This is a genomic window from Pararhizobium sp. DWP3-4 (assembly GCF_049898205.1).
In the GTDB taxonomy this organism is placed as follows: Bacteria; Pseudomonadota; Alphaproteobacteria; order Rhizobiales; family Rhizobiaceae; genus Pararhizobium.
In genome coordinates this window covers 218150-235683 of sequence record NZ_JAFCXF010000004.1, presented here as the reverse complement: position 1 = coordinate 235683, position 17534 = coordinate 218150, and the positions used below count along the sequence as shown (strand labels likewise).

Genomic DNA, 17534 nt, shown 5'->3' with positions numbered 1-17534 from the left:
CTCTGACCCGGGGCGATCGCCGCGACATAGGGTTCCGGTTCCGGCGTTAAGCTCACGGCTCCGGTACGTCACGCTTCTCGACCCGGCATGCGTGCCACACAGGCACACCCGCCCCAGAAGGACAGGGGGAATCCATTTTCCGGGGGCTCTCCTTCCGGTCCGCCTGACGTTCGCAGCCTCCTCATCGGAGACCACGAGGCTTTGCGTGGAGCGCCAGCCCTGCCTCGCCGCAAACGTCTTGCTGTGCATCCGTGACAGAACGCCATGATCATGGCACGGTTTTTTTGGGCGGGGATTTGCGGGGATGATTTTTTTGAGGTGGGGTGTTATTTTTGGAATTGGAGTAAGCGAGCGCCGTTTATCCGAGCCTCACCAGAAGGCCAGTGGCCAGGGACCGGAATGCCTCGACAGCCTTCGGCAGCACATCCTGCGGATCGTCACTGGCAGCGATCCAGAGAGCAGCATTGAGCGCTGCGCCACTGAGGAGGCGGGCGGCGGCTTCGGCATCGACCGGTTTGAGAATTCCTTGTGAAATCAAGCGCTCGACCGTTCGCCTGGTCGCCTGCAGACAACTGCTTTGGCTCGGCCATTGCGATGGATCACCCAACACTGCAGGTCCGTCGCGCAAAACGATGCGTTGCACTTCAGGATCAAGCGCCATCTCGATATAGGCCACGCCTTCGGCCAGCAGGCACTGCCAATCGTCTCCCGCCCCTGCCCCGATCTGTTGCGCGCGCGACGCCATTTCAGAATCAATCTGATCGACAACCGCCGCCAGAAGCCCGCGTTTATCCCCGAAATTGTGATAGAGCGCGCCCCGTGTCAGACCGACTTCAGCGGTCAAATCGTCCATTGACGCGGCCGAATATCCCTTTTCGGCAAAGGCCCTGCGTGCGGCCGCAATCAGCTTGACGCGGTTTTCTTCCATCTTCTCGAGGCGCCGGTTGGCCATCTTGCTCTCAAATTCATATACGGTTCGTATATTAAATTGACATGCGGGATGCATGCTGCTATTTCATATACGAACCGTATACCAAATCACGTGACCTGTGAAGCATAAAGCTCCGCTAACCTGATACGGCCCCCCCCGACAATTGCGAGAGATGAAAATGACCCAGCGCCAAGCAATCTTCCCCCCGAACAGACATGCTCTCTACGAGGCGCACGGCTATTCGGCTGCCATTCGATCCGGCGACCTCCTATTCGTGTCCGGGCAGGTCGGCAGCCGTGCCGATGGAACACCGGAACCCGATTTTGAACAGCAGGTCCGGCTGGCCTTCGAAAACCTTGAGGCCACGCTGGGCGCCGCCGGCTGCACGTTCGACGATATCGTGGATGTGACGTCGTTCCACACAGACCCCGAAAACCAGTTCCCAACCATCATGACCGTCAAGCAACAGGTTTTCAGCCAGCCGCCGTACCCGAACTGGACCGCAATCGGTGTCAATTGGCTCGCGGGCTTCGATTTCGAGATCAAGGTTATCGCGCGTATTCCAACCGACGCGTGATTTTTTCGCGGCAACCTAGCTGTCGCGCCAAACAGCAATTGATTGTAATCAGGACGTGTCTGTCGCAAATCGCCCGCAGAAGTTTGACTTTTGCGGGCGATTTTCGCAGCTACAAATGCTCGCCGGTCGAGGCCGGATTGAGCTCGCCATCCACCGAACAACCGCTCGACAGAGCCATTGCCTACCAATAAAGTTGTCAGAGTTTTCTTCGGTCGAGGGTACTTGCAATGGCGTCGGAGAGTGCGATTCCGGAACCCACTCTCATTCAATCGCTTCAGGCGTCCATCGCTCCGGCATTCGCCATGCATGCCGGCGTGATACTCGGCGTGTTTACCGCACTTGGCGACGCTACTCTCACGGGCGCTGAAGTGGCCCGTACTCTGAATGTCGATCCGCGCCGCCTCGAACGATTGCTTTACGCGCTGGTTTCGGCAGGTCTGCTGGAAATCCACGACACCGGTTTTTGCAATGGTCCGGAGGCGGCGACTTATCTTGTCCAGGGAAAACCCGGCTATATCGGCGAGGAGCACCAGCTTCTCGATGAACTCTGGCGCGCCGACCTGCTGACCGCCACATCCATTCGCGAGGAACGACCCGCCGCGAAACATGACTTCGCCACGTCCGATCCCGAGGCATCGCTGGCATTCTTCCGCGGAACGGCGCCGAGTGCATTGTCCTTCGGACGCCGGCTGGCGGACATGATCGACTTCGAAGGTGTGCACTCCGCCATCGACATCGGTGGCGGGCCAGGCCATTCCCTCATCGGACTGCGCGAGACCAAGCCGGACCTTCAGGTGACCCTGCTCGAACTGCCGGCGAGCATCATGCTTGCAAAGACACTCCTGGCAGACGAGCCATTGGCCAATGGAGTGCGATTCGAGGCCGGCAGCATCGTGAAGGCACCATCGAGCACCACCCACGACCTCGCCATTCTGAAGGCGGTAATCCAGGTGCTGTCGCGCGAGGACGCAGCCAAAACCATTCGCAACACCTATGCCAGTCTGAATTCAGCAGGAAGAATATTGATCAGCGGCGTCGGCATTCTCAACGATGACCGTGTGTCGCCGTCGGAGGCCGTCTTCTACGACTTGACCTTCATGAACCTGTACCCGGAAGGCGCGTCGTATACGCGACGCGAATACCGCGACTGGCTGTCGGAGGCGGGCTTCGTCGACATTGCATTCGATGCGATGCCATCGGGAAGCCAGTTGATCTCCGCAAGAAAACCATAGCTACAAACAAAAACCGCCCGCAACGGCTTGTTGCGAGCGGTTTAGGTATCCTGAACTCATGGTGAGTCAGCGGCTAACGCCGCATCTCGTCACACCAGACGGCTCTGCTCGACGGCCGCTTCGATGAAGCTGGCAAACAGCGGGTGCGGGTCGAGCGGGCGGCTTTTCAGTTCCGGGTGGTACTGGACGCCGATGAACCACGGGTGATCCGGGTATTCGACGGTTTCCGGCAGGACGCCGTCCGGCGACATGCCGGAGAATTCCAGGCCGCAGGCTTCCAGGCGATCCTTGTAATCGACATTGACCTCATAGCGGTGACGGTGTCGTTCGGAAATCTCGGTCGAGCCGTAGATATCGGCGATCTTGGTACCCTTCTTCAGGCTCGCCTTATAGGCGCCAAGACGCATGGTGCCGCCGAGATCGCCCGAGGCTGCGCGCTTCTCCAGCGCATTGCCCTTGACCCATTCGGTCATCAGGCCGACGACCGGCTCTTCGGTCTTGCCGAATTCGGTCGACGAGGCCTTTTCGATGCCGGCGAGATTGCGGGCGGCTTCGACCACCGCCATCTGCATGCCGAAGCAAATGCCGAAATAGGGCACCTTGCGCTCGCGGGCAAAGCGCACCGCCTGAATCTTGCCTTCGGAGCCGCGCTCGCCAAAACCGCCGGGAACGAGGATGCCGTTGACCTTTTCGAGATAAGGCGACGGGTCTTCCTTTTCGAAGACTTCCGACTCGATCCACTCGAGCTTGACCTTGATCCGGTTGGCGATGCCGCCGTGATACAGCGCCTCGATCAGCGACTTGTAGGCATCTTTCAGGCCGGTATATTTGCCGACGATGGCGATGGTCACCTCGCCTTCCGGGGTGCGGATGCGGTTGGCGACTTCAAGCCAGTTTTCGATGCGTGGCGCCGGTGCCGGCTCGATACCGAAAGCGGCGAGCACCTCGTTGTCGAGGCCTTCGCGGTGATAGGCGATCGGAACGTCATAGATCGACGCCACATCGAGCGCCTGGATGACGGCGGAGGGGCGGACGTTGCAGAACAGCGACAGCTTGCGGCGTTCGGCCTCCGGAATTTCACGGTCGGCACGCACAAGCAGGATATCGGGATGAATGCCGAGCGCCTGCAGTTCCTTGACGGAATGCTGGGTCGGCTTGGTCTTCAATTCGCCGGCAGCGGCAATATAGGGCATCAGCGTCAGGTGGAGATAGATCGCGGTGCCGCGCGGAAGATCGTTCTTCAGCTGGCGGATCGCCTCCATGAACGGCATCGCCTCGATATCGCCGACCGTGCCGCCGATTTCGCAGATGACGAAGTCGAAATCGTCATTGCCTTCGGTGACGAAATTCTTGATCTCGTTGGTGACGTGCGGAATGACCTGGACGGTGGCGCCGAGGTAATCGCCGCGGCGTTCCTTGTCGATGATGTTCTTGTAGATGCGGCCGGTGGTGATGTTGTCGGTCTTGGTCGCCGAGCGGCCGGTAAAGCGCTCGTAGTGACCGAGATCGAGGTCCGTCTCCGCGCCATCGTCGGTCACGAACACTTCGCCGTGCTGCGTCGGGCTCATGGTGCCCGGATCGACGTTGAGATAGGGGTCAAGTTTGCGAAGCCGCACCCGGTAGCCCCGGGCCTGCAGCAACGCTCCGAGAGCAGCTGCGGCTATCCCTTTGCCAAGGGAAGAAACCACGCCGCCAGTGATGAATACATATCGCGCCATGGGCTTCACCGGATACCGTTTCAAAAATGATTCCGCCACCGAAAAATTCATCTTTCAGAATTTTTCCGTTCAAAAGGTTCGGGTGGCAAAATTCAAACAAAAGAAAACCGGCGGAAGACTGGCTTCCGCCGGCGATTATATCTGCTTTGAGCCTTACTGGCCGCTTGGGACTTCCGAACCGGATGTCGCCGGCTTTGTTTCGGTCGTCGCAGGCGTCTGCGTTGCAGGCGTCTGTGTGGTCGCCGGCGTCTGTGTGGTGGTCGTCGCAGGCGTCTGGGTGTTGGCTCCGGACTGTGCCGGTGTCTGGGCAGGCGTCTGTGTCTGGGCAGGCGTCTCGCCAGCCGGCGGGGTCGTGCCGCCGCCAAGCGAATCAAGCACGCCCTTGCCGTTGTTGGTCGTGCCCGGGATACGATCGAGAACGTCGGTCGCGTTCGGCTGGTAACGGGCGAGAATGCCCATGCCGAGCGCCAGCACGAAGAACAGGGCAGCAAGGATGGCGGTGGTGCGGGTCAGCGCATTGGCCGTGCCGCGGGCGGACATGAAGCCCGAGCCGCCGCCGATGCCGAGGCCGCCGCCTTCGGAGCGCTGAATGAGCACGACGCCGATCAGCGCCAGCACAACCATGAGATAGATGACAAGCAATACGGTCTGCATTTTGTCCAGTCCTGCCTTAGATCACGTTCCGTCCGGCTTGAGAAAGCCAGAGAGCAGACACGCAATCGGGTGATCGTCCGGCATGGGAGACACATTGAAATTGCAACGCAAGTTTCAGCGTCCGCTCCACGCGGCAAAGATTAGTGTTGGCGGCTGCATATACCAAGCCACCGCGCATTAAAAGCCCCTGCCCGCCTTACCATGGACTTAATACCAGGGATCGGCGGGTAGAAACCCAAAGGACGGCTTATCGCCAGTCCGCCGGCATCATGCCGTCAAGTCTTCATACGCCCGGTAGATGGCGAGGAAATCGTCGGCTTTCAAGCTTGCGCCGCCGATCAAAGCGCCATCGACATTGGCAATGCCCATCAGTTCCCTGGCATTGCCCGGCTTGACCGAGCCACCGTAAAGGATGCGCATCTGCGCGCCGGCAGGGCCGAAACGTGCAACGAGCTCGGACCGCTGGAAAGCGTGGGCTTCCTCAACGTCGGCTGCCGTCGGCGTCAGGCCGGTGCCGATCGCCCAGACGGGCTCATAGGCGATGACGGTGTTTTCCGCGGTGGCGCTGTCCGGAATGGAACCCGCCAGCTGGCGCTTCAAGACGTACAGCGTCTGGCCAGCCTTGCGCTCGTCACCCGTCTCGCCGATGCAGATGATGGCGATGAGATCGGCGGCATAGGCAGCTTCGGCCTTGGCACGCACCAAAGCGTCGGTTTCCTTATGGTCGGTGCGGCGCTCGGAATGGCCGACGATCACGTGGGTGCCGAAGCAATCGGCGATCATTTCGGCGGAGATATCACCGGTATGGGCGCCCGAAACCTTTTCGTGGCAATCCTGCCCGCCGATCAAAAGCGGGCTGTCGTCGCAGAGCGCGGTTGCCACATAAAGCAGCGTCGCCGGCGGGCAGATCAGCGTTTCGACCTTTGCCGACAGGTTTCCCTTGACGCCTTCCGCCATCGCCTTGATCTGATCGAGCGACGCCCGCAGACCATTCATCTTCCAGTTTCCGGCAACCAGCGGCTTTACGTCGGGCGTCATGTCGTCTCCTTAAGGGTATTGTCCTTTAACCGGCAAAGGCCCTAGCAAAAAAGCCGGGCAAAGAAAAGCAGGCCGCTACGCTGCGGCCGGTTTACCCTGGGCTTGGTATCGAAACCGTGATGGCCGGACGGCTTGTTCGCATTCGGCGAAAGAGCGATGATTCGGCGGAGCTTTTGACAATCGGAGATCGATGATGCTGCGCAACGGCCCGGACGCGTTCGGATGGGTGACCATTCTCCTTCACTGGACGATTGCCCTTCTGATCGCCGGGCTCTTGGTCCTCGGCTATGTCATGACCCGGCCGGACATCGACCCGGTGCTGCAATTTAACCTCTTCCAATGGCACAAGTCCTTCGGGTTCACGGCCCTTGGTGTTTGCGTCATCCGGGTCCTTTGGTGGCTGGCGGGCAAACATCCGGCGGCGGTTGCCGGGCTCTCCGTCACGGAAAGACGTGCGAGCTTTCTCGTCCACATGCTGCTTCTTTGCCTGACGCTGGCAGTGCCGGTCACCGGCTGGGCGCTCGCGTCAGTCTCGACGCTGGATATTCCGAGCTTCTATTTCAATCTCGTCGTCATCCCGCATCTGCCGCTGGAGAAATCCGCCGTCGCTGAGGCCTTGTGGACAACGACCCATGCGGTTCTCGCCTATAGCCTGGCAGGGCTTGTGCTGATGCATGCAGGGGCTGCCTTCCACCATCACTTGATCCGCCACGATGCGGTGCTTGTCCGCATGCTGCGCAACAAGTGGCGGGACGGTTAGGAATATTTCCGCAGCATCGTGCGTCTTACGGAGCGCAAACCAGGCATCGGGAAGGACCGCATCAATGTCCGCACGTTTGACGACAATCACCGTTGCATTAACGGCGCTCGCAGGGTTGGCTCTGCAGGTATCTGCGTCCGAAGCCAAGGCGCCGACGCTGGATGACGCAGCCGGACGCTACGACATCGATGGGTCCTCGCAGATCAATTTCAAAGTCGGCCAGGTCGGCGGCGGTGGCATTTCCGGCAAGTTCACGAAATTTTCGGGCACATTCCAGCTGGACGGTGGCGACATCGGCAAGTCCGTGGTGGAATTTGCGCTCTATCCGGAAACCGTTCAGACCGGCGAACCGCGCATCGAGAATTTTCTGCGCTCCACCGCCGTGTTCGACACCGCGAACCATCCGAAAATCGTCTTCCGCTCGACGAAGATCACCCGAACCGGTGAAAACACCGCCGAAATCGAGGGCAATCTGACGGCCAAGGGCACGACCAGGACCGAACATTTTGACGCGACGCTGACCAAATGGAACCGGCGCGTTATCGGCTTTCGCATCCAGGGCGGCGTCTATCGCACCCGTTACGACATGTCGGTCGGAATACCGATCTACTCGAATATCGTTGAGTTCGACATGATGGTGAACGGGCAAAAACACTAGCCTTTGCCATTCTCGCATACCGCATTCTTACAAACCTGCACACTGTTCCGGCGGGAACATGTCGGCGGCCCGATCCAGAGCCATGATATATTGAAACCGTCACTCCCCGTTTGGGAATTGACGGCCTAAAAATGCACTCTTACTCTTCGCAGCCTTGCTCACTCTTCACTTGTTACATGGCCTGGAAATCCGGGGCGAATCTATGCGGTGTGCTTTCTTCAAATCTCTGGTTTTCGGTCTTAGCCTGCTTCCGGTCGCAGCGGGTGCGCAAGACGTCTTGACCACGGCGACGCCAGGTTTGCTGGTTCGCTCGCTCGACCCCGTGCTGGTGCAAAAGGAAAAGACCCGCGGCTTGAAGATCATCGGCGCCAAGGATCTGGAGAAGGTCAACAGCTATGGCGACAGGCTTGCGGCAACGGTCAATCTCGCGGTCAATTTTCATTTCGGCTCGGCCGAGCTGACACCGCAGGCAGAGCGCCTTCTCGACAATGTCGGCATGGCGCTGCAATCCAGCGACCTTGCATCCTATCGCTTCCTGATCGGCGGCCATACGGATGCGACCGGCACCGACGCCGAGAATCTCGACCTCAGCCGGGCGCGCGCTGCATCGACGACGCAATATCTGATGGCACATTACAAGATCGATCCAAGACGGCTGGTTTTGCGCGCGTTCGGCGAAACCGCCCTGCTCTTCCCAGCGGATCCCGAAGACGGGCGCAATCGCCGGGTCGAGATTTCGACGCTGAAACAATAACCAGCCGGACAGCCGGAATCAGAAAAGGCGCGGTGCATCGGCACCGCGCCCTTGTTTCATTTTTCTGCGGCAATCAGCCGATCTGGCTGCCGACGAAATCCTTGACGATGCGGATGATGCCGCGGCCAAGCAGCTCATCGAGCGCATCGACGAACTGGTCGACATGCTGACGTTCGCAGATAAGCGGCGGCTCGAGCCGGATGACGTTGCGATTGTATTCGGTGAAGGCAACCAGCGTGTCGTAGTCGCGCAGAAGCAGCGCCCCGATGAAGCCGGACAGCGAGCCCTTGAGCTTGTCGTCCAGCACGGCAACGACCGGGCGCAGGACCATCGGCAGGGTCTGGCTGAAATCCTGGAATTCCAGGCCGACCATCAACCCCTGGCCGCGAACATCCTTGATGATCTTCGGATATTTCGCCTTCAGCGCGTTCAACCGTTCGAGCAGGTATTCGCCCTGAACCGCAGCGTTTTCGATCAGGTCCTCGTCATACATGATGTTGAGGCCTTCGATCGCGGTGATGCATGCCTCGCCGATGCCGCCGAAGGTGGCATGGGCGTGGATCATCGCCGTCGCCTTGGTGCCATAGGCCTTCATGTAGACCTCGCGCCTCGCAATCATTGCTGCCATCGCGGACTTGCCGCCGCCGAGCGATTTCGCCAGCGCCGTCACATCCGGAACGACGCCGGCATGTTCGAAGGCAAAGAAACGGCCCGACCGGCCCATGCCGCACTGAACCTCGTCGGCAACCCAGATGACGCCATGCTTGTCGCAGAGCGCGCGCACTTCGCGCCAGAATTCCGGCGATGCCTGAACGATGCCGCCGCCGCCCTGGATGGTTTCGAGAACCAGGACACCGATGGTCGGATCGCGCTCGAAGGCACTACGAATGGCATCGATATCGCCGAACGGAACCTTGACGTTGTTGTCGAGCAGTTTGAATTCGCCGCGATAGAGCGGGCCGTCGGTGATCGACAGCACACCCTTGGTTTTGCCGTGGAAGGAATTTTCGGCATAGACGATGCGCGGACGCTTCGGGCCAGCCGCACGTTCGGCAACCTTGAGGGCTGCTTCCATGGCTTCCGAGCCGGAAGAGCCGAGGAAGACCATGTCGAGATCACCGGGCGCGATCGTCGCAAGGTTCTTGGCCAGCGCTGCCGCATATTGCGACAGGAAGGCAATCGCGATCTCGTGCCGGTTTTCGTCCTGGAATTTTTTGCGCGCCGAGAGGATGCGGGGATGGTTGTGGCCGAAGGCCAGCGAACCGAAACCGCCGAAGAAATCGAGAATCTTGCGGCCGTTCTGATCGGTGTAATACATGCCCTCGGCACTTTCGACTTTCACCTTGTTGAAACCGAGCAGCTTCATGAAATGAAGCTGGCCTGGGTTTAAGTGCTCCTTGAAGAAGGTCGTCATATCGGCAAGGCTCATGGCCTTGGCCTGTTCGACGGTGATGAGGTCCGGCTTCCTGATTGCGCCGGCAAGGGCGGATGCCTCGATAGCGACGTGTTGGGTTTTGTCGAGCATTGTCGTGATCCCCTGGTTCATTCGGCCGGTACGGCGGCTGTGTGTGCGAAAGCCTTGCCGGCCTTTTTGACGCGGTATTCATCGTAGGCTGCGATCAGCATGGCGCCGTCATTGTACTCAGCCTTCCAGCCCAGCTCCTTCTTCAGCTTGCCGGTTTCGCGGATGCACATCTCGTCGGCGATCAGATACTGTTCCGGATCCATGATCGGCATGTTGACGAAGTCGAAGGCTGCGAGCGTCGCCTTCACCGCGAAGGCCGGCGTCGGCACCAGGAACGATTTCGAGCCGGCATGGACGATCAGGTCGCCAAGCAGCTTCTTTACCGATGGCGGATTGTCGGAACCGAGATTATAGGCCTCGTTCGGCACGCCACCCTTCCAGGCAAGACGCGCTGCCTCGGCACAATCGAACACCGAGATGAACTGGTACGGGTTCTTGCCCGAACCGATCATAGGCACCGGCAGGTTGGCGTCGATCAGCTTGAACAGCTTTTCCAGAATGCCGAGACGGCCAGGCCCGATAATGAGGCGCGGGCGAAAAATCGAGATGTTCATGCCCTGCTTGCGCCATTCGGCCGCGAGCTGCTCGGTTGCCCATTTCGACTTGCCGTACTCACCCAGCGGCTTTGCCGGATGCGCCTCGGTCTGCGGCGACATGACGGTGTGGCCGTAGATCATGTCGGTGGTGAACTGCACCATCCGATTGGCGCCGGACTTTGCGGTCGCCTTCATGATGTTTTCGGCACCGTAATAATTGACCGGCCAGAAGAACTGCCAGCGCTTGGAGCGCACCTGCAATGGCGACAGCATCTTGGCCGCCATGTTGTAGACCATGTCGTCCGGGCCGATCTCGACCTTCATCACATCGTCGGCATTGGTGACGTCGCAATGGACGAAACGGGCACGGGCATAATGCGGCAGGTCGGATTTGGCGATGTCGGCAACGAGAACCTCTTCACCGTCCCGGACCAGACGTTCTGCGAGATGGCGGCCGACGAAGCCGTCACCGCCGAAAATGATATGTTTCATGATGCGCTCCCGATTTTTACTGTTTTTGCGCCCGCGGCTTCAAGCGATGGCTGGTCTTCATGCGAAGACATGCCGGCCCCGGACAGGCCGGATTGGGCAATGAGAATGGTTCCGACGCAGATGAAGCCGATGCCGGCGATGCGCCAGGCGTTCAGATCCTCATGGAAGACGAAATAGGCAAAGACGGCCACAGCCACATAGGCAAGGCTCAGAAATGGATAGGCGAAGGAGAGTTCCACCTTCGAAAGCACGTAGAGATGCGACACCATCGAAATGACGAAGGTGGCAAGTCCGGCAAAGACCCAGGGGTTGAAAACCACCTGGAAAATACGGGCAATGAAAGTATCCGCCGTGAAGGTCAACGGTCCAAGCGACAGCATGCCCTGTTTTAGCATGACCTGTGCTGCAGCATTGGTAATCACGGTGAAGAGAATGAATACAATATACTTCATGTCGATGTTCCCTGTTCCCCTCGCAACACCTACACGCAAGAGTCGTATATTCGGTGAAATTCGGGCGTTTATTTAATTCAAATTGTTCCTATTCTCATTTTGGCAAAGCCCATTCTCATTTCGGCAAAGAAAGGGCCGTCCGCTTCCAGAAGTTGGAAACCATGGCCGGATCGCGCAATGCTTCCAGCTGCCGCCAGCGCGGGAGCGACAAATCAAAGGTTTGCGGGCTCATCCGGGCATCCTTGTAGGGATTGATGGCGCCGCCGGCCTCGACAACCATGGCGTCCAGCCGGTTGAGAAGCTTAAGGGTCTCTTCACCCTGATTGGCGAAATCCAAAGTCAGCGTAAAACCGGGCCTTGGGAAGGATAAAAGCCCGCCGGAAGTCTGCTCGCCGAACTTCTTCAGCACGGTGAGGAAAGACGCGTGGCCAGCCTTGCGGGCAGTCTCCAGCAGCCGTGCCGTCAGCTCCGGGGCGTTCCCGGTGGGATAGACGCTCTGGTGCTGGTAGAGGCCCTTGGGACCATAGAGCCGGTTCCAGTTGCCGATGGCATCCAGCGGGTGGAAATAGCCTGGCCACTTGACCGTCTTGACCGTTTCGCCGCGCTTTTCCTTGCGGAAATACAGCTCGTTGAATGCCTTCAGCGTCACCGTGTTCAAGAGATTGAACGGCGGCGCAAAAGGCACCGATAATTTTCTTGCACGCGGCATGTCGGGAAATTCGCAGGACGCATCGGCATGATCGCCGGCCAGAAGAACGCCCCTGCCCGCCCGCTTGCCGGTCGCCAGCTGATCGATCCACGCGACGGAATATTCATGCTCGCCGTCGACTGTTTCGACCATGCCGAAATAGTCGGTGAGGCTGTCGAAGCGGATCGCATGCTGCTGGATATGGGCGGATGGTACCTTCATCAGCTGCAGGTCAACCGACAGGATCAATCCCGTCAGGCCCATGCCGGCGATGGTGGCAAAGAACAGTTCCCGGTTTTCCGTGGTCGAACACGTCAGCACGTCGCGGCTCGATCGCAGCAATGTCAGGCCCAGCACATGCTTGCCGAACGTCCCGCGCACGTGGTGGTTCTTGCCGTGGACATCGTTGGCGACAGCACCGGCAACGGTCACGGATGCGGTTCCCGGCGTCACCGGCAGGAAAAACCGGTGCGGGATCGCCGTTTCGAGGATGGAATGAAGCGTGACGCCGGCGTCGCAGGAAATGATCCCCGTTCCCGGATCAAAACCGAGGATACGGGTGCGCACCCGGCTCTCGATCAGCCTGCCCTGGTCGTTGTGGCAGCTGTCGCCATAGGACCGGCCGTTGCCGAAGGGCAGGAACGCGCCGGGTGCTGCATTTTCGCGCAGGTTCTCATAGGCATCGGGGGATACGGACTGGCGCTCGCGGCAATCGATCCGGCCCCAGCTGTCGAATTCGCGAGTGGTCATGGCGTTCCCATCGCGCCGGCGAGCACGAAGCCTGCGCCGATCGCCATGGTCACGAGGCTGCGCCAGTCGCGCATGATGAACACCACCGGATCCTCATGCAGCATGCCGCGGCGGGCCAGCATCCAGATGCGCAGCAACATGTAGAGGACAAGCGGGCAGAGCGGCCATAGCGCCCAGTCCAACGTGTACATCTCCTGCATTTCCTTGCTGTGGATATAGAGCGCCAGAACCAGCGCCGAGGCGAAGGCCGAGGAGACGCCGGCCTGCCCGACCATTTCGAAATCGACGGCCAGATAGCCGCGTCCAGGCACCTGGTTGCCGTCACGGCCGTCATATTCGTCGAGTTCGACATAACGCTTGACCAGCGCCAGGCTGAGGAAAAAGAAGATCGAGAACGACAAGAGCCAGAAGGAAAGCTCGGTGCCGGTGGCGGCAGCGCCGGCGATGATGCGAACCGTGTAGAGCCCTGCCAGCGTGAAGACATCGACCAGCAGCTTGCGTTTGAGCACAAACGTGTAGGCAGTGGTCGCCAAGGCATAGAAGCCGAGCACAAGCGCGAAATCGGAGGGCAGCACAGCCGTCAGCGACAGCGAGGCAAGGAGCAGGCACAGCGCCAGCATCAGCCCCATCGGCACCGACATCTGGCCGCTGGCCAGCGGCCGGTGGCGCTTCTTGGGGTGGCGCCGGTCGTTGGTGAGATCCGACAGGTCGTTGATCACGTAAACGGCCGAGGCAAGAAAACTGAAGGCGAAGAACGCCAGGATGACATTGACCACCGCATCCATGTGCAGAATGTCGTGGTTGAGGATCATCGGCACGCCGATCAACACATTCTTTGCCCATTGATGCACCCGGATCGATTTCAGGGCGGCGAAAGGTGCGGCGCTGCCGAGATCGAGCCGCTCGGCATCATGGGCCCGCCGCCATTTTTCGGCGGCGGCATCGGGTGCCACGACAATCGCCTTGCGCGCGGCATCAAACACCGGCACGTCATCGCGGCTGTTGCCCATATAGTCGAACCCGCCCTCGCCGAACTGTTCGATCAGTTTTTCCCGCTTGCGGCGGCTGGTGAGGTTGATGTCCGTGGTGCTGTGCAGGACGGAGGAAAAAGCGCCGGTATGAGCTGCGACCCCGAGCGCGACGCTTTCGGCGGCGCCGGTGACCAGAATGACTTGCCGGCCGGTTTCGCGTTCGCGTGCCAGGCGTTGAAGTACCGCCTCGCGATAGGGCCAGTCGGCCGCCTGACGTCCGGAGCGCGCAGCAACCTCGTATTTCAGCCGTGCCTTGCCCTTCGCCATCCAGACAAGGACTGCAAACACCATCAACGGATTGCGCAAGAGGATGATCGCCACGCCCTCCCAGAGCGTGTCGGCGGCAAGCAACGTGCCATCGAGATCGACGCACAGCGGAATATGCCGCGTTTCTGTCCGAGCATCCATAGATCAAACCCCGATAATATACCCCTGGGACAGTCCCATGATCAGGTTTCGAAAAAGCAAACAGCGCTCGCCTTAAAGTTTCAAACTACGGCGTTGGTTAACGAATCCCGGATATATTAGGAGCTTCAGTCAAGCCCGATCCAGTTTAACGCATCGCGCCAGTCCGTCATGCGAACGGGGGTGCCATGCGATCCGGTCTGGAACAGCACGAAGCGGCTGGGATAATTGGCTTTCTTCAACGACCGGTAGAACGCAATCTGATCGGCGGCTGCATAGACGCTGTCGTCGCTGCCGTGACTGAAGAAGATCGGCAGTTTCTTTTTGTAGGCGGCACTCTTGTTGAACGTGGGATCGGCAGGCCCCCCCATGATCATCATGCCCTTGAGGGCCGCAACCGCCTGGGGGTTTCGGGTGATGCCCCAGCAGATGAAGCTGCCCATCGAGGCACAGGCTAGCACCACCGGCCTGCCCGGTGATTGCTGTCGGGCAAAGGCGACCAGTCCGGCGATGTCTGCGACACCCGCATCATCGAAGGAGCGGATGCTCGGGGCATAGTAGGCACCGCCGTTTTCAACAGCGAGGTTCTTCAGGCGATTGAAATTGCCGCCGAACGACCAGTCGTTGGCGCCGAGCCGCCGGTCGCCGCCCCGGCCGTGGATGAAGATGACCGTGAATGCCGCACCACTCGGGGCACCGACCCGCAACACATCGAGCGGCCGGTTGGCCAGATCAAGCGTCTCGTTGGCCTGCGCGCGCTTGACACCGAGCGACACATAGGCCCGCCTTACCCGGCGTTCCGGCTCCTGGTCGCGGCCGTGGATATCGCGCATCTTATCGTAATCGATGACGCGGTAATCGCCGTCATCCCCGGTTTCCAGTACCGTTCCGTAGGAAAACAGCTCGTCCTTGAATGGCTTCAGCGGTGCTGCCTGCGCCGGCAAAGCCAAGACGACCATGACAATTGAGGCAAAAACAACGCGAAAGATCAAATGAGCTGTGGACAGGTGCATCCGGAATGTTCCTCTTTTGATCCAAGCCTTGCCATCGGACCTTCCGCAAAGCAACAGTTGGGGCTATTGAAGGCACGATCGGCGTGTTGACGCGTGCGGCTGAGACACAAGGCTGGCCAAGTCGCTCTCGCGCCAGGAATTTGGCAGAATTCCGGCGATTCGTGCAGACATTCATGACGGCCCAGTCCGCACCCCGGCCCGGATCTGAAGCCGCCACCACGGAAAGACATCAAAACAGACTATGACCGACAGCAACGATCTCTTTTCAGCATTGCCCCTGGTACCGAAGCCTGCGACGGATGCCGTCGTGCCGAAGCCGGTCGTTGTGACGCCCGCCGCTCCCGTGGTGGAACAGCGCAGCGGCGCCTCCACGACGCTGAAGGCCGATACCGGCGATTACAATGCCTCGACGATCGAAGTTCTGGAGGGGCTGGAGCCGGTTCGCCGGCGGCCGGGCATGTATATTGGCGGCACCGACGAAAAGGCGCTTCATCACCTGTTTGCCGAAGTCATCGACAATTCGATGGACGAAGCGGTCGCCGGACACGCCAATTTCATCGACGTCCATCTCGACGCCGAAGGCTGCCTGTCGGTCACCGATAACGGCCGCGGTATCCCGGTCGAGAACCATCCGAAATTCCCGGGCAAGTCGACGCTCGAAGTCATCATGACCATCCTGCACGCAGGCGGCAAGTTCGACAGCAAGGTCTACGAGACCTCAGGTGGTCTGCACGGCGTCGGCGTTTCCGTCGTCAACGCGCTTTCGGACATTCTCGAAGTCGAAGTTGCGCGCAATCGCAAGCTCTACCGCCAGCGCTTTTCGCGCGGCATTCCGCAAGGCGGGCTGGAGGAGCTGGGCGATATCCAGAACCGGCGCGGCACCAAGGTGAAATTCCACCCGGACCCGGAGATCTTCGGTTCGCACGCAAAATTCGATCCGGCCCGGCTGTTTCGCATGGCGCGGTCGAAGGCTTATCTGTTCGGCGGCGTCGAAATCCGCTGGTCCTGCGATCCGGCACTGATCGAAGGCACGGATACGCCGGACAAGGCGGTGTTCCACTTCCCCGGCGGCTTGAAGGACTACCTTCAGGCGACGATGGGCAAGGAATTCACCGTCACCCGCGAAATCTTTGCCGGCAAGACGGAAAAGACCGGCGGCCACGGCGCGATGGAATGGGCGGTCACCTGGTATGGCGGCGACAGCGTCGTGCATTCCTATTGCAACACCATTCCGACACCCGAAGGCGGCACGCATGAAGCCGGCTTCCGCATCGCGCTGACCAAGGGCCTGAAGGCCTATGCCGAACTGACGCAGAACAAGCGCGCGGCGATCGTCACTACCGAAGACGTGATGATCTCGGCGGCCGGCATGCTGTCGGTGTTCATCCGCGAACCGGAATTCGTCGGCCAGACCAAGGACAAGCTGGCGACCGTCGAAGCCCAGCGCATCGTCGAAAACGCGCTGCGCGATCCGTTCGACCATTTTCTCGCCGACAACCCGCAGGAAGCCCATAAGCTCTTGGAATGGGTGATCGAGCGCGCCGACGAACGGGTGCGCCGCCGCAAGGAAAAAGAGGTTACCCGCAAATCGGCGGTGCGCAAGCTGCGCCTGCCGGGCAAGCTTGCCGACTGCTCGCAGAATTCGGCCGAGGGCGCCGAACTGTTCATCGTCGAAGGCGATTCGGCTGGCGGCTCGGCCAAGCAGGCACGCAACCGCTCCAACCAGGCGATCCTGCCGCTGCGCGGCAAGATCCTCAATGTTGCCAGCGCCGGCCGTGAAAAGCTTGGAGCCAACCAGCAGATCAGCGATCTCATCCAGGCGCTCGGCTGCGGCACGCGCAGCAAGTACCGCGAGGAGGATTTGCGCTACGAGCGCGTCATCGTCATGACCGATGCCGACGTCGATGGCGCCCATATCGCCTCGCTGCTGATCACGTTCTTCTACCAGGAAATGCCGGAGCTCGTGCGGGGTGGCCATCTTTATCTGGCCGTGCCGCCGCTCTACCGCATCACGCAAGGGGCCAGGACGCTCTACGCCCGCGACGACGCCCATCGGGTGGAACTGATGGAGACGGAATTCAACGGCCGCGGCAAGGTCGAGATCGGCCGCTTCAAGGGACTTGGCGAAATGATGCCGGCGCAGCTGAAGGAAACCACCATGGATCCGGCCAAGCGCACGCTGCTGAAGGTTGCCATCGACGAGGTGGATTTCGAAGGCACGCGCGAAGCCGTCGACAACCTGATGGGCACCAAGGCCGACGCCCGCTTCCGCTTCATTCAGGAACGTGCCGTGTTTGCGGACAACCTGGACATCTAGGTC

General features: G+C 60.0%; 16 protein-coding genes. 6 read left to right on the top strand and 10 right to left on the bottom strand.

Annotated features, from left to right (window positions below):
- Positions 1–358 precede the first annotated feature (358 nt).
- Complete coding sequence (locus tag ACP7E6_RS12945) at positions 359–952, bottom strand: TetR/AcrR family transcriptional regulator (protein WP_426230138.1); 594 nt, start codon at positions 950–952, stop codon at positions 359–361.
- Positions 953–1109: 157 nt separating this feature from the next.
- Between ACP7E6_RS12945 and ACP7E6_RS12940 the strand changes: the two genes are divergently transcribed.
- Positions 1110–1508 (top strand): RidA family protein, encoded by a 399-nt coding sequence (locus ACP7E6_RS12940; RefSeq protein ID WP_426230137.1) that lies wholly within the window; start codon positions 1110–1112, stop codon positions 1506–1508.
- A 227-nt stretch (positions 1509–1735) separates the two neighbouring features.
- Entirely contained in the window at positions 1736–2740 is a 1005-nt protein-coding gene (locus ACP7E6_RS12935) for a methyltransferase (protein ID WP_426230136.1), read from the top strand.
- An 89-nt stretch (positions 2741–2829) separates the two neighbouring features.
- Here the strand turns inward: ACP7E6_RS12935 and ACP7E6_RS12930 are convergent, their stop codons facing one another.
- The 3 genes from ACP7E6_RS12930 to tpiA all read right to left on the bottom strand — a co-directional run bounded on the left by ACP7E6_RS12930 (position 2830) and on the right by tpiA (position 6150).
- Positions 2830–4458 (bottom strand): CTP synthase, encoded by a 1629-nt coding sequence (locus ACP7E6_RS12930; protein ID WP_113318494.1) that lies wholly within the window; start codon positions 4456–4458, stop codon positions 2830–2832.
- Between the two features lie 153 nt (positions 4459–4611).
- Positions 4612–5112, bottom strand: a complete 501-nt coding sequence (secG, locus tag ACP7E6_RS12925) for a preprotein translocase subunit SecG (RefSeq protein ID WP_426230135.1) — start codon at positions 5110–5112, stop codon at positions 4612–4614.
- Positions 5113–5379: 267 nt separating this feature from the next.
- Complete coding sequence (gene tpiA, locus ACP7E6_RS12920; RefSeq protein WP_426230134.1) at positions 5380–6150, bottom strand: triose-phosphate isomerase; 771 nt, start codon at positions 6148–6150, stop codon at positions 5380–5382.
- A 193-nt stretch (positions 6151–6343) separates the two neighbouring features.
- Between tpiA and ACP7E6_RS12915 the strand changes: the two genes are divergently transcribed.
- The 3 genes from ACP7E6_RS12915 (at position 6344) to ACP7E6_RS12905 (ending at position 8322) form a co-directional block, all read left to right on the top strand.
- Positions 6344–6910, top strand: coding sequence for a cytochrome b (locus ACP7E6_RS12915; RefSeq protein ID WP_426230133.1), 567 nt, complete (start codon positions 6344–6346; stop codon positions 6908–6910).
- A gap of 64 nt (positions 6911–6974) precedes the next feature.
- Complete coding sequence (locus ACP7E6_RS12910) at positions 6975–7568, top strand: YceI family protein (RefSeq protein ID WP_426230132.1); 594 nt, start codon at positions 6975–6977, stop codon at positions 7566–7568.
- Between the two features lie 202 nt (positions 7569–7770).
- The gene (locus ACP7E6_RS12905) at positions 7771–8322 is read left to right on the top strand and encodes an OmpA family protein (protein WP_426230131.1); all 552 of its coding nucleotides are present in this window, start codon (positions 7771–7773) and stop codon (positions 8320–8322) included.
- 73 nt (positions 8323–8395) lie between these two features.
- Here ACP7E6_RS12905 and ACP7E6_RS12900 read toward each other — a convergent pair whose 3' ends face one another.
- The 6 genes from ACP7E6_RS12900 to ACP7E6_RS12875 all read right to left on the bottom strand — a co-directional run bounded on the left by ACP7E6_RS12900 (position 8396) and on the right by ACP7E6_RS12875 (position 15214).
- A complete protein-coding gene (locus tag ACP7E6_RS12900; RefSeq protein ID WP_426230130.1) occupies positions 8396–9847 on the bottom strand; it encodes an aspartate aminotransferase family protein in 1452 nt (483 codons plus the stop codon).
- A 17-nt stretch (positions 9848–9864) separates the two neighbouring features.
- Positions 9865–10875, bottom strand: a complete 1011-nt coding sequence (locus tag ACP7E6_RS12895; RefSeq protein WP_426230129.1) for an NAD-dependent epimerase/dehydratase family protein — start codon at positions 10873–10875, stop codon at positions 9865–9867.
- Positions 10872–11327: a transporter gene (locus tag ACP7E6_RS12890; protein WP_426230128.1), complete on the bottom strand. Its 456-nt coding sequence runs from the start codon at positions 11325–11327 to the stop codon at positions 10872–10874. Before ACP7E6_RS12890 ends, ACP7E6_RS12895 begins: the two co-directional genes overlap by 4 nt.
- 115 nt (positions 11328–11442) lie before the next feature.
- Positions 11443–12765 carry an FAD-binding protein gene (locus tag ACP7E6_RS12885; protein WP_426230127.1) on the bottom strand — a complete coding sequence of 441 codons (1323 nt, stop codon included), beginning with the start codon at positions 12763–12765 and terminating at the stop codon, positions 11443–11445.
- Positions 12762–14204 carry a UbiA family prenyltransferase gene (locus ACP7E6_RS12880; protein ID WP_426230126.1) on the bottom strand — a complete coding sequence of 481 codons (1443 nt, stop codon included), beginning with the start codon at positions 14202–14204 and terminating at the stop codon, positions 12762–12764. The genes ACP7E6_RS12885 and ACP7E6_RS12880 overlap by 4 nt, the downstream gene beginning before the upstream one ends.
- A 125-nt stretch (positions 14205–14329) precedes the next feature.
- Positions 14330–15214, bottom strand: coding sequence for an alpha/beta hydrolase (locus tag ACP7E6_RS12875; protein ID WP_426230125.1), 885 nt, complete (start codon positions 15212–15214; stop codon positions 14330–14332).
- A 241-nt stretch (positions 15215–15455) separates the two neighbouring features.
- Between ACP7E6_RS12875 and parE the strand changes: the two genes are divergently transcribed.
- Positions 15456–17531 carry a DNA topoisomerase IV subunit B gene (gene parE / locus ACP7E6_RS12870; RefSeq protein WP_426230124.1) on the top strand — a complete coding sequence of 692 codons (2076 nt, stop codon included), beginning with the start codon at positions 15456–15458 and terminating at the stop codon, positions 17529–17531.
- Positions 17532–17534 lie beyond the last annotated feature (3 nt).

Bases quoted from the DNA above. Each gene is read 5' to 3' on its own strand.
- ACP7E6_RS12885 (WP_426230127.1), bottom strand. From the start codon at position 12,765: ATGACCACTCGCGAATTCGACAGCTGGGGCCGGATCGATTGCCGCGAG.
- ACP7E6_RS12875 (WP_426230125.1), bottom strand. From the start codon at position 15,214: ATGCACCTGTCCACAGCTCATTTGATCTTTCGCGTTGTTTTTGCCTCA.
- tpiA (WP_426230134.1), bottom strand. From the start codon at position 6,150: ATGACGCCCGACGTAAAGCCGCTGGTTGCCGGAAACTGGAAGATGAAT.
- ACP7E6_RS12930 (WP_113318494.1), bottom strand. From the start codon at position 4,458: ATGGCGCGATATGTATTCATCACTGGCGGCGTGGTTTCTTCCCTTGGC.
- secG (WP_426230135.1), bottom strand. From the start codon at position 5,112: ATGCAGACCGTATTGCTTGTCATCTATCTCATGGTTGTGCTGGCGCTG.
- ACP7E6_RS12915 (WP_426230133.1), top strand. From the start codon at position 6,344: ATGCTGCGCAACGGCCCGGACGCGTTCGGATGGGTGACCATTCTCCTT.
- ACP7E6_RS12910 (WP_426230132.1), top strand. From the start codon at position 6,975: ATGTCCGCACGTTTGACGACAATCACCGTTGCATTAACGGCGCTCGCA.
- ACP7E6_RS12895 (WP_426230129.1), bottom strand. From the start codon at position 10,875: ATGAAACATATCATTTTCGGCGGTGACGGCTTCGTCGGCCGCCATCTC.
- ACP7E6_RS12890 (WP_426230128.1), bottom strand. From the start codon at position 11,327: ATGAAGTATATTGTATTCATTCTCTTCACCGTGATTACCAATGCTGCA.
- ACP7E6_RS12935 (WP_426230136.1), top strand. From the start codon at position 1,736: ATGGCGTCGGAGAGTGCGATTCCGGAACCCACTCTCATTCAATCGCTT.
- ACP7E6_RS12905 (WP_426230131.1), top strand. From the start codon at position 7,771: ATGCGGTGTGCTTTCTTCAAATCTCTGGTTTTCGGTCTTAGCCTGCTT.
- ACP7E6_RS12940 (WP_426230137.1), top strand. From the start codon at position 1,110: ATGACCCAGCGCCAAGCAATCTTCCCCCCGAACAGACATGCTCTCTAC.
- ACP7E6_RS12900 (WP_426230130.1), bottom strand. From the start codon at position 9,847: ATGCTCGACAAAACCCAACACGTCGCTATCGAGGCATCCGCCCTTGCC.
- ACP7E6_RS12880 (WP_426230126.1), bottom strand. From the start codon at position 14,204: ATGGATGCTCGGACAGAAACGCGGCATATTCCGCTGTGCGTCGATCTC.
- parE (WP_426230124.1), top strand. From the start codon at position 15,456: ATGACCGACAGCAACGATCTCTTTTCAGCATTGCCCCTGGTACCGAAG.
- ACP7E6_RS12945 (WP_426230138.1), bottom strand. From the start codon at position 952: ATGGCCAACCGGCGCCTCGAGAAGATGGAAGAAAACCGCGTCAAGCTG.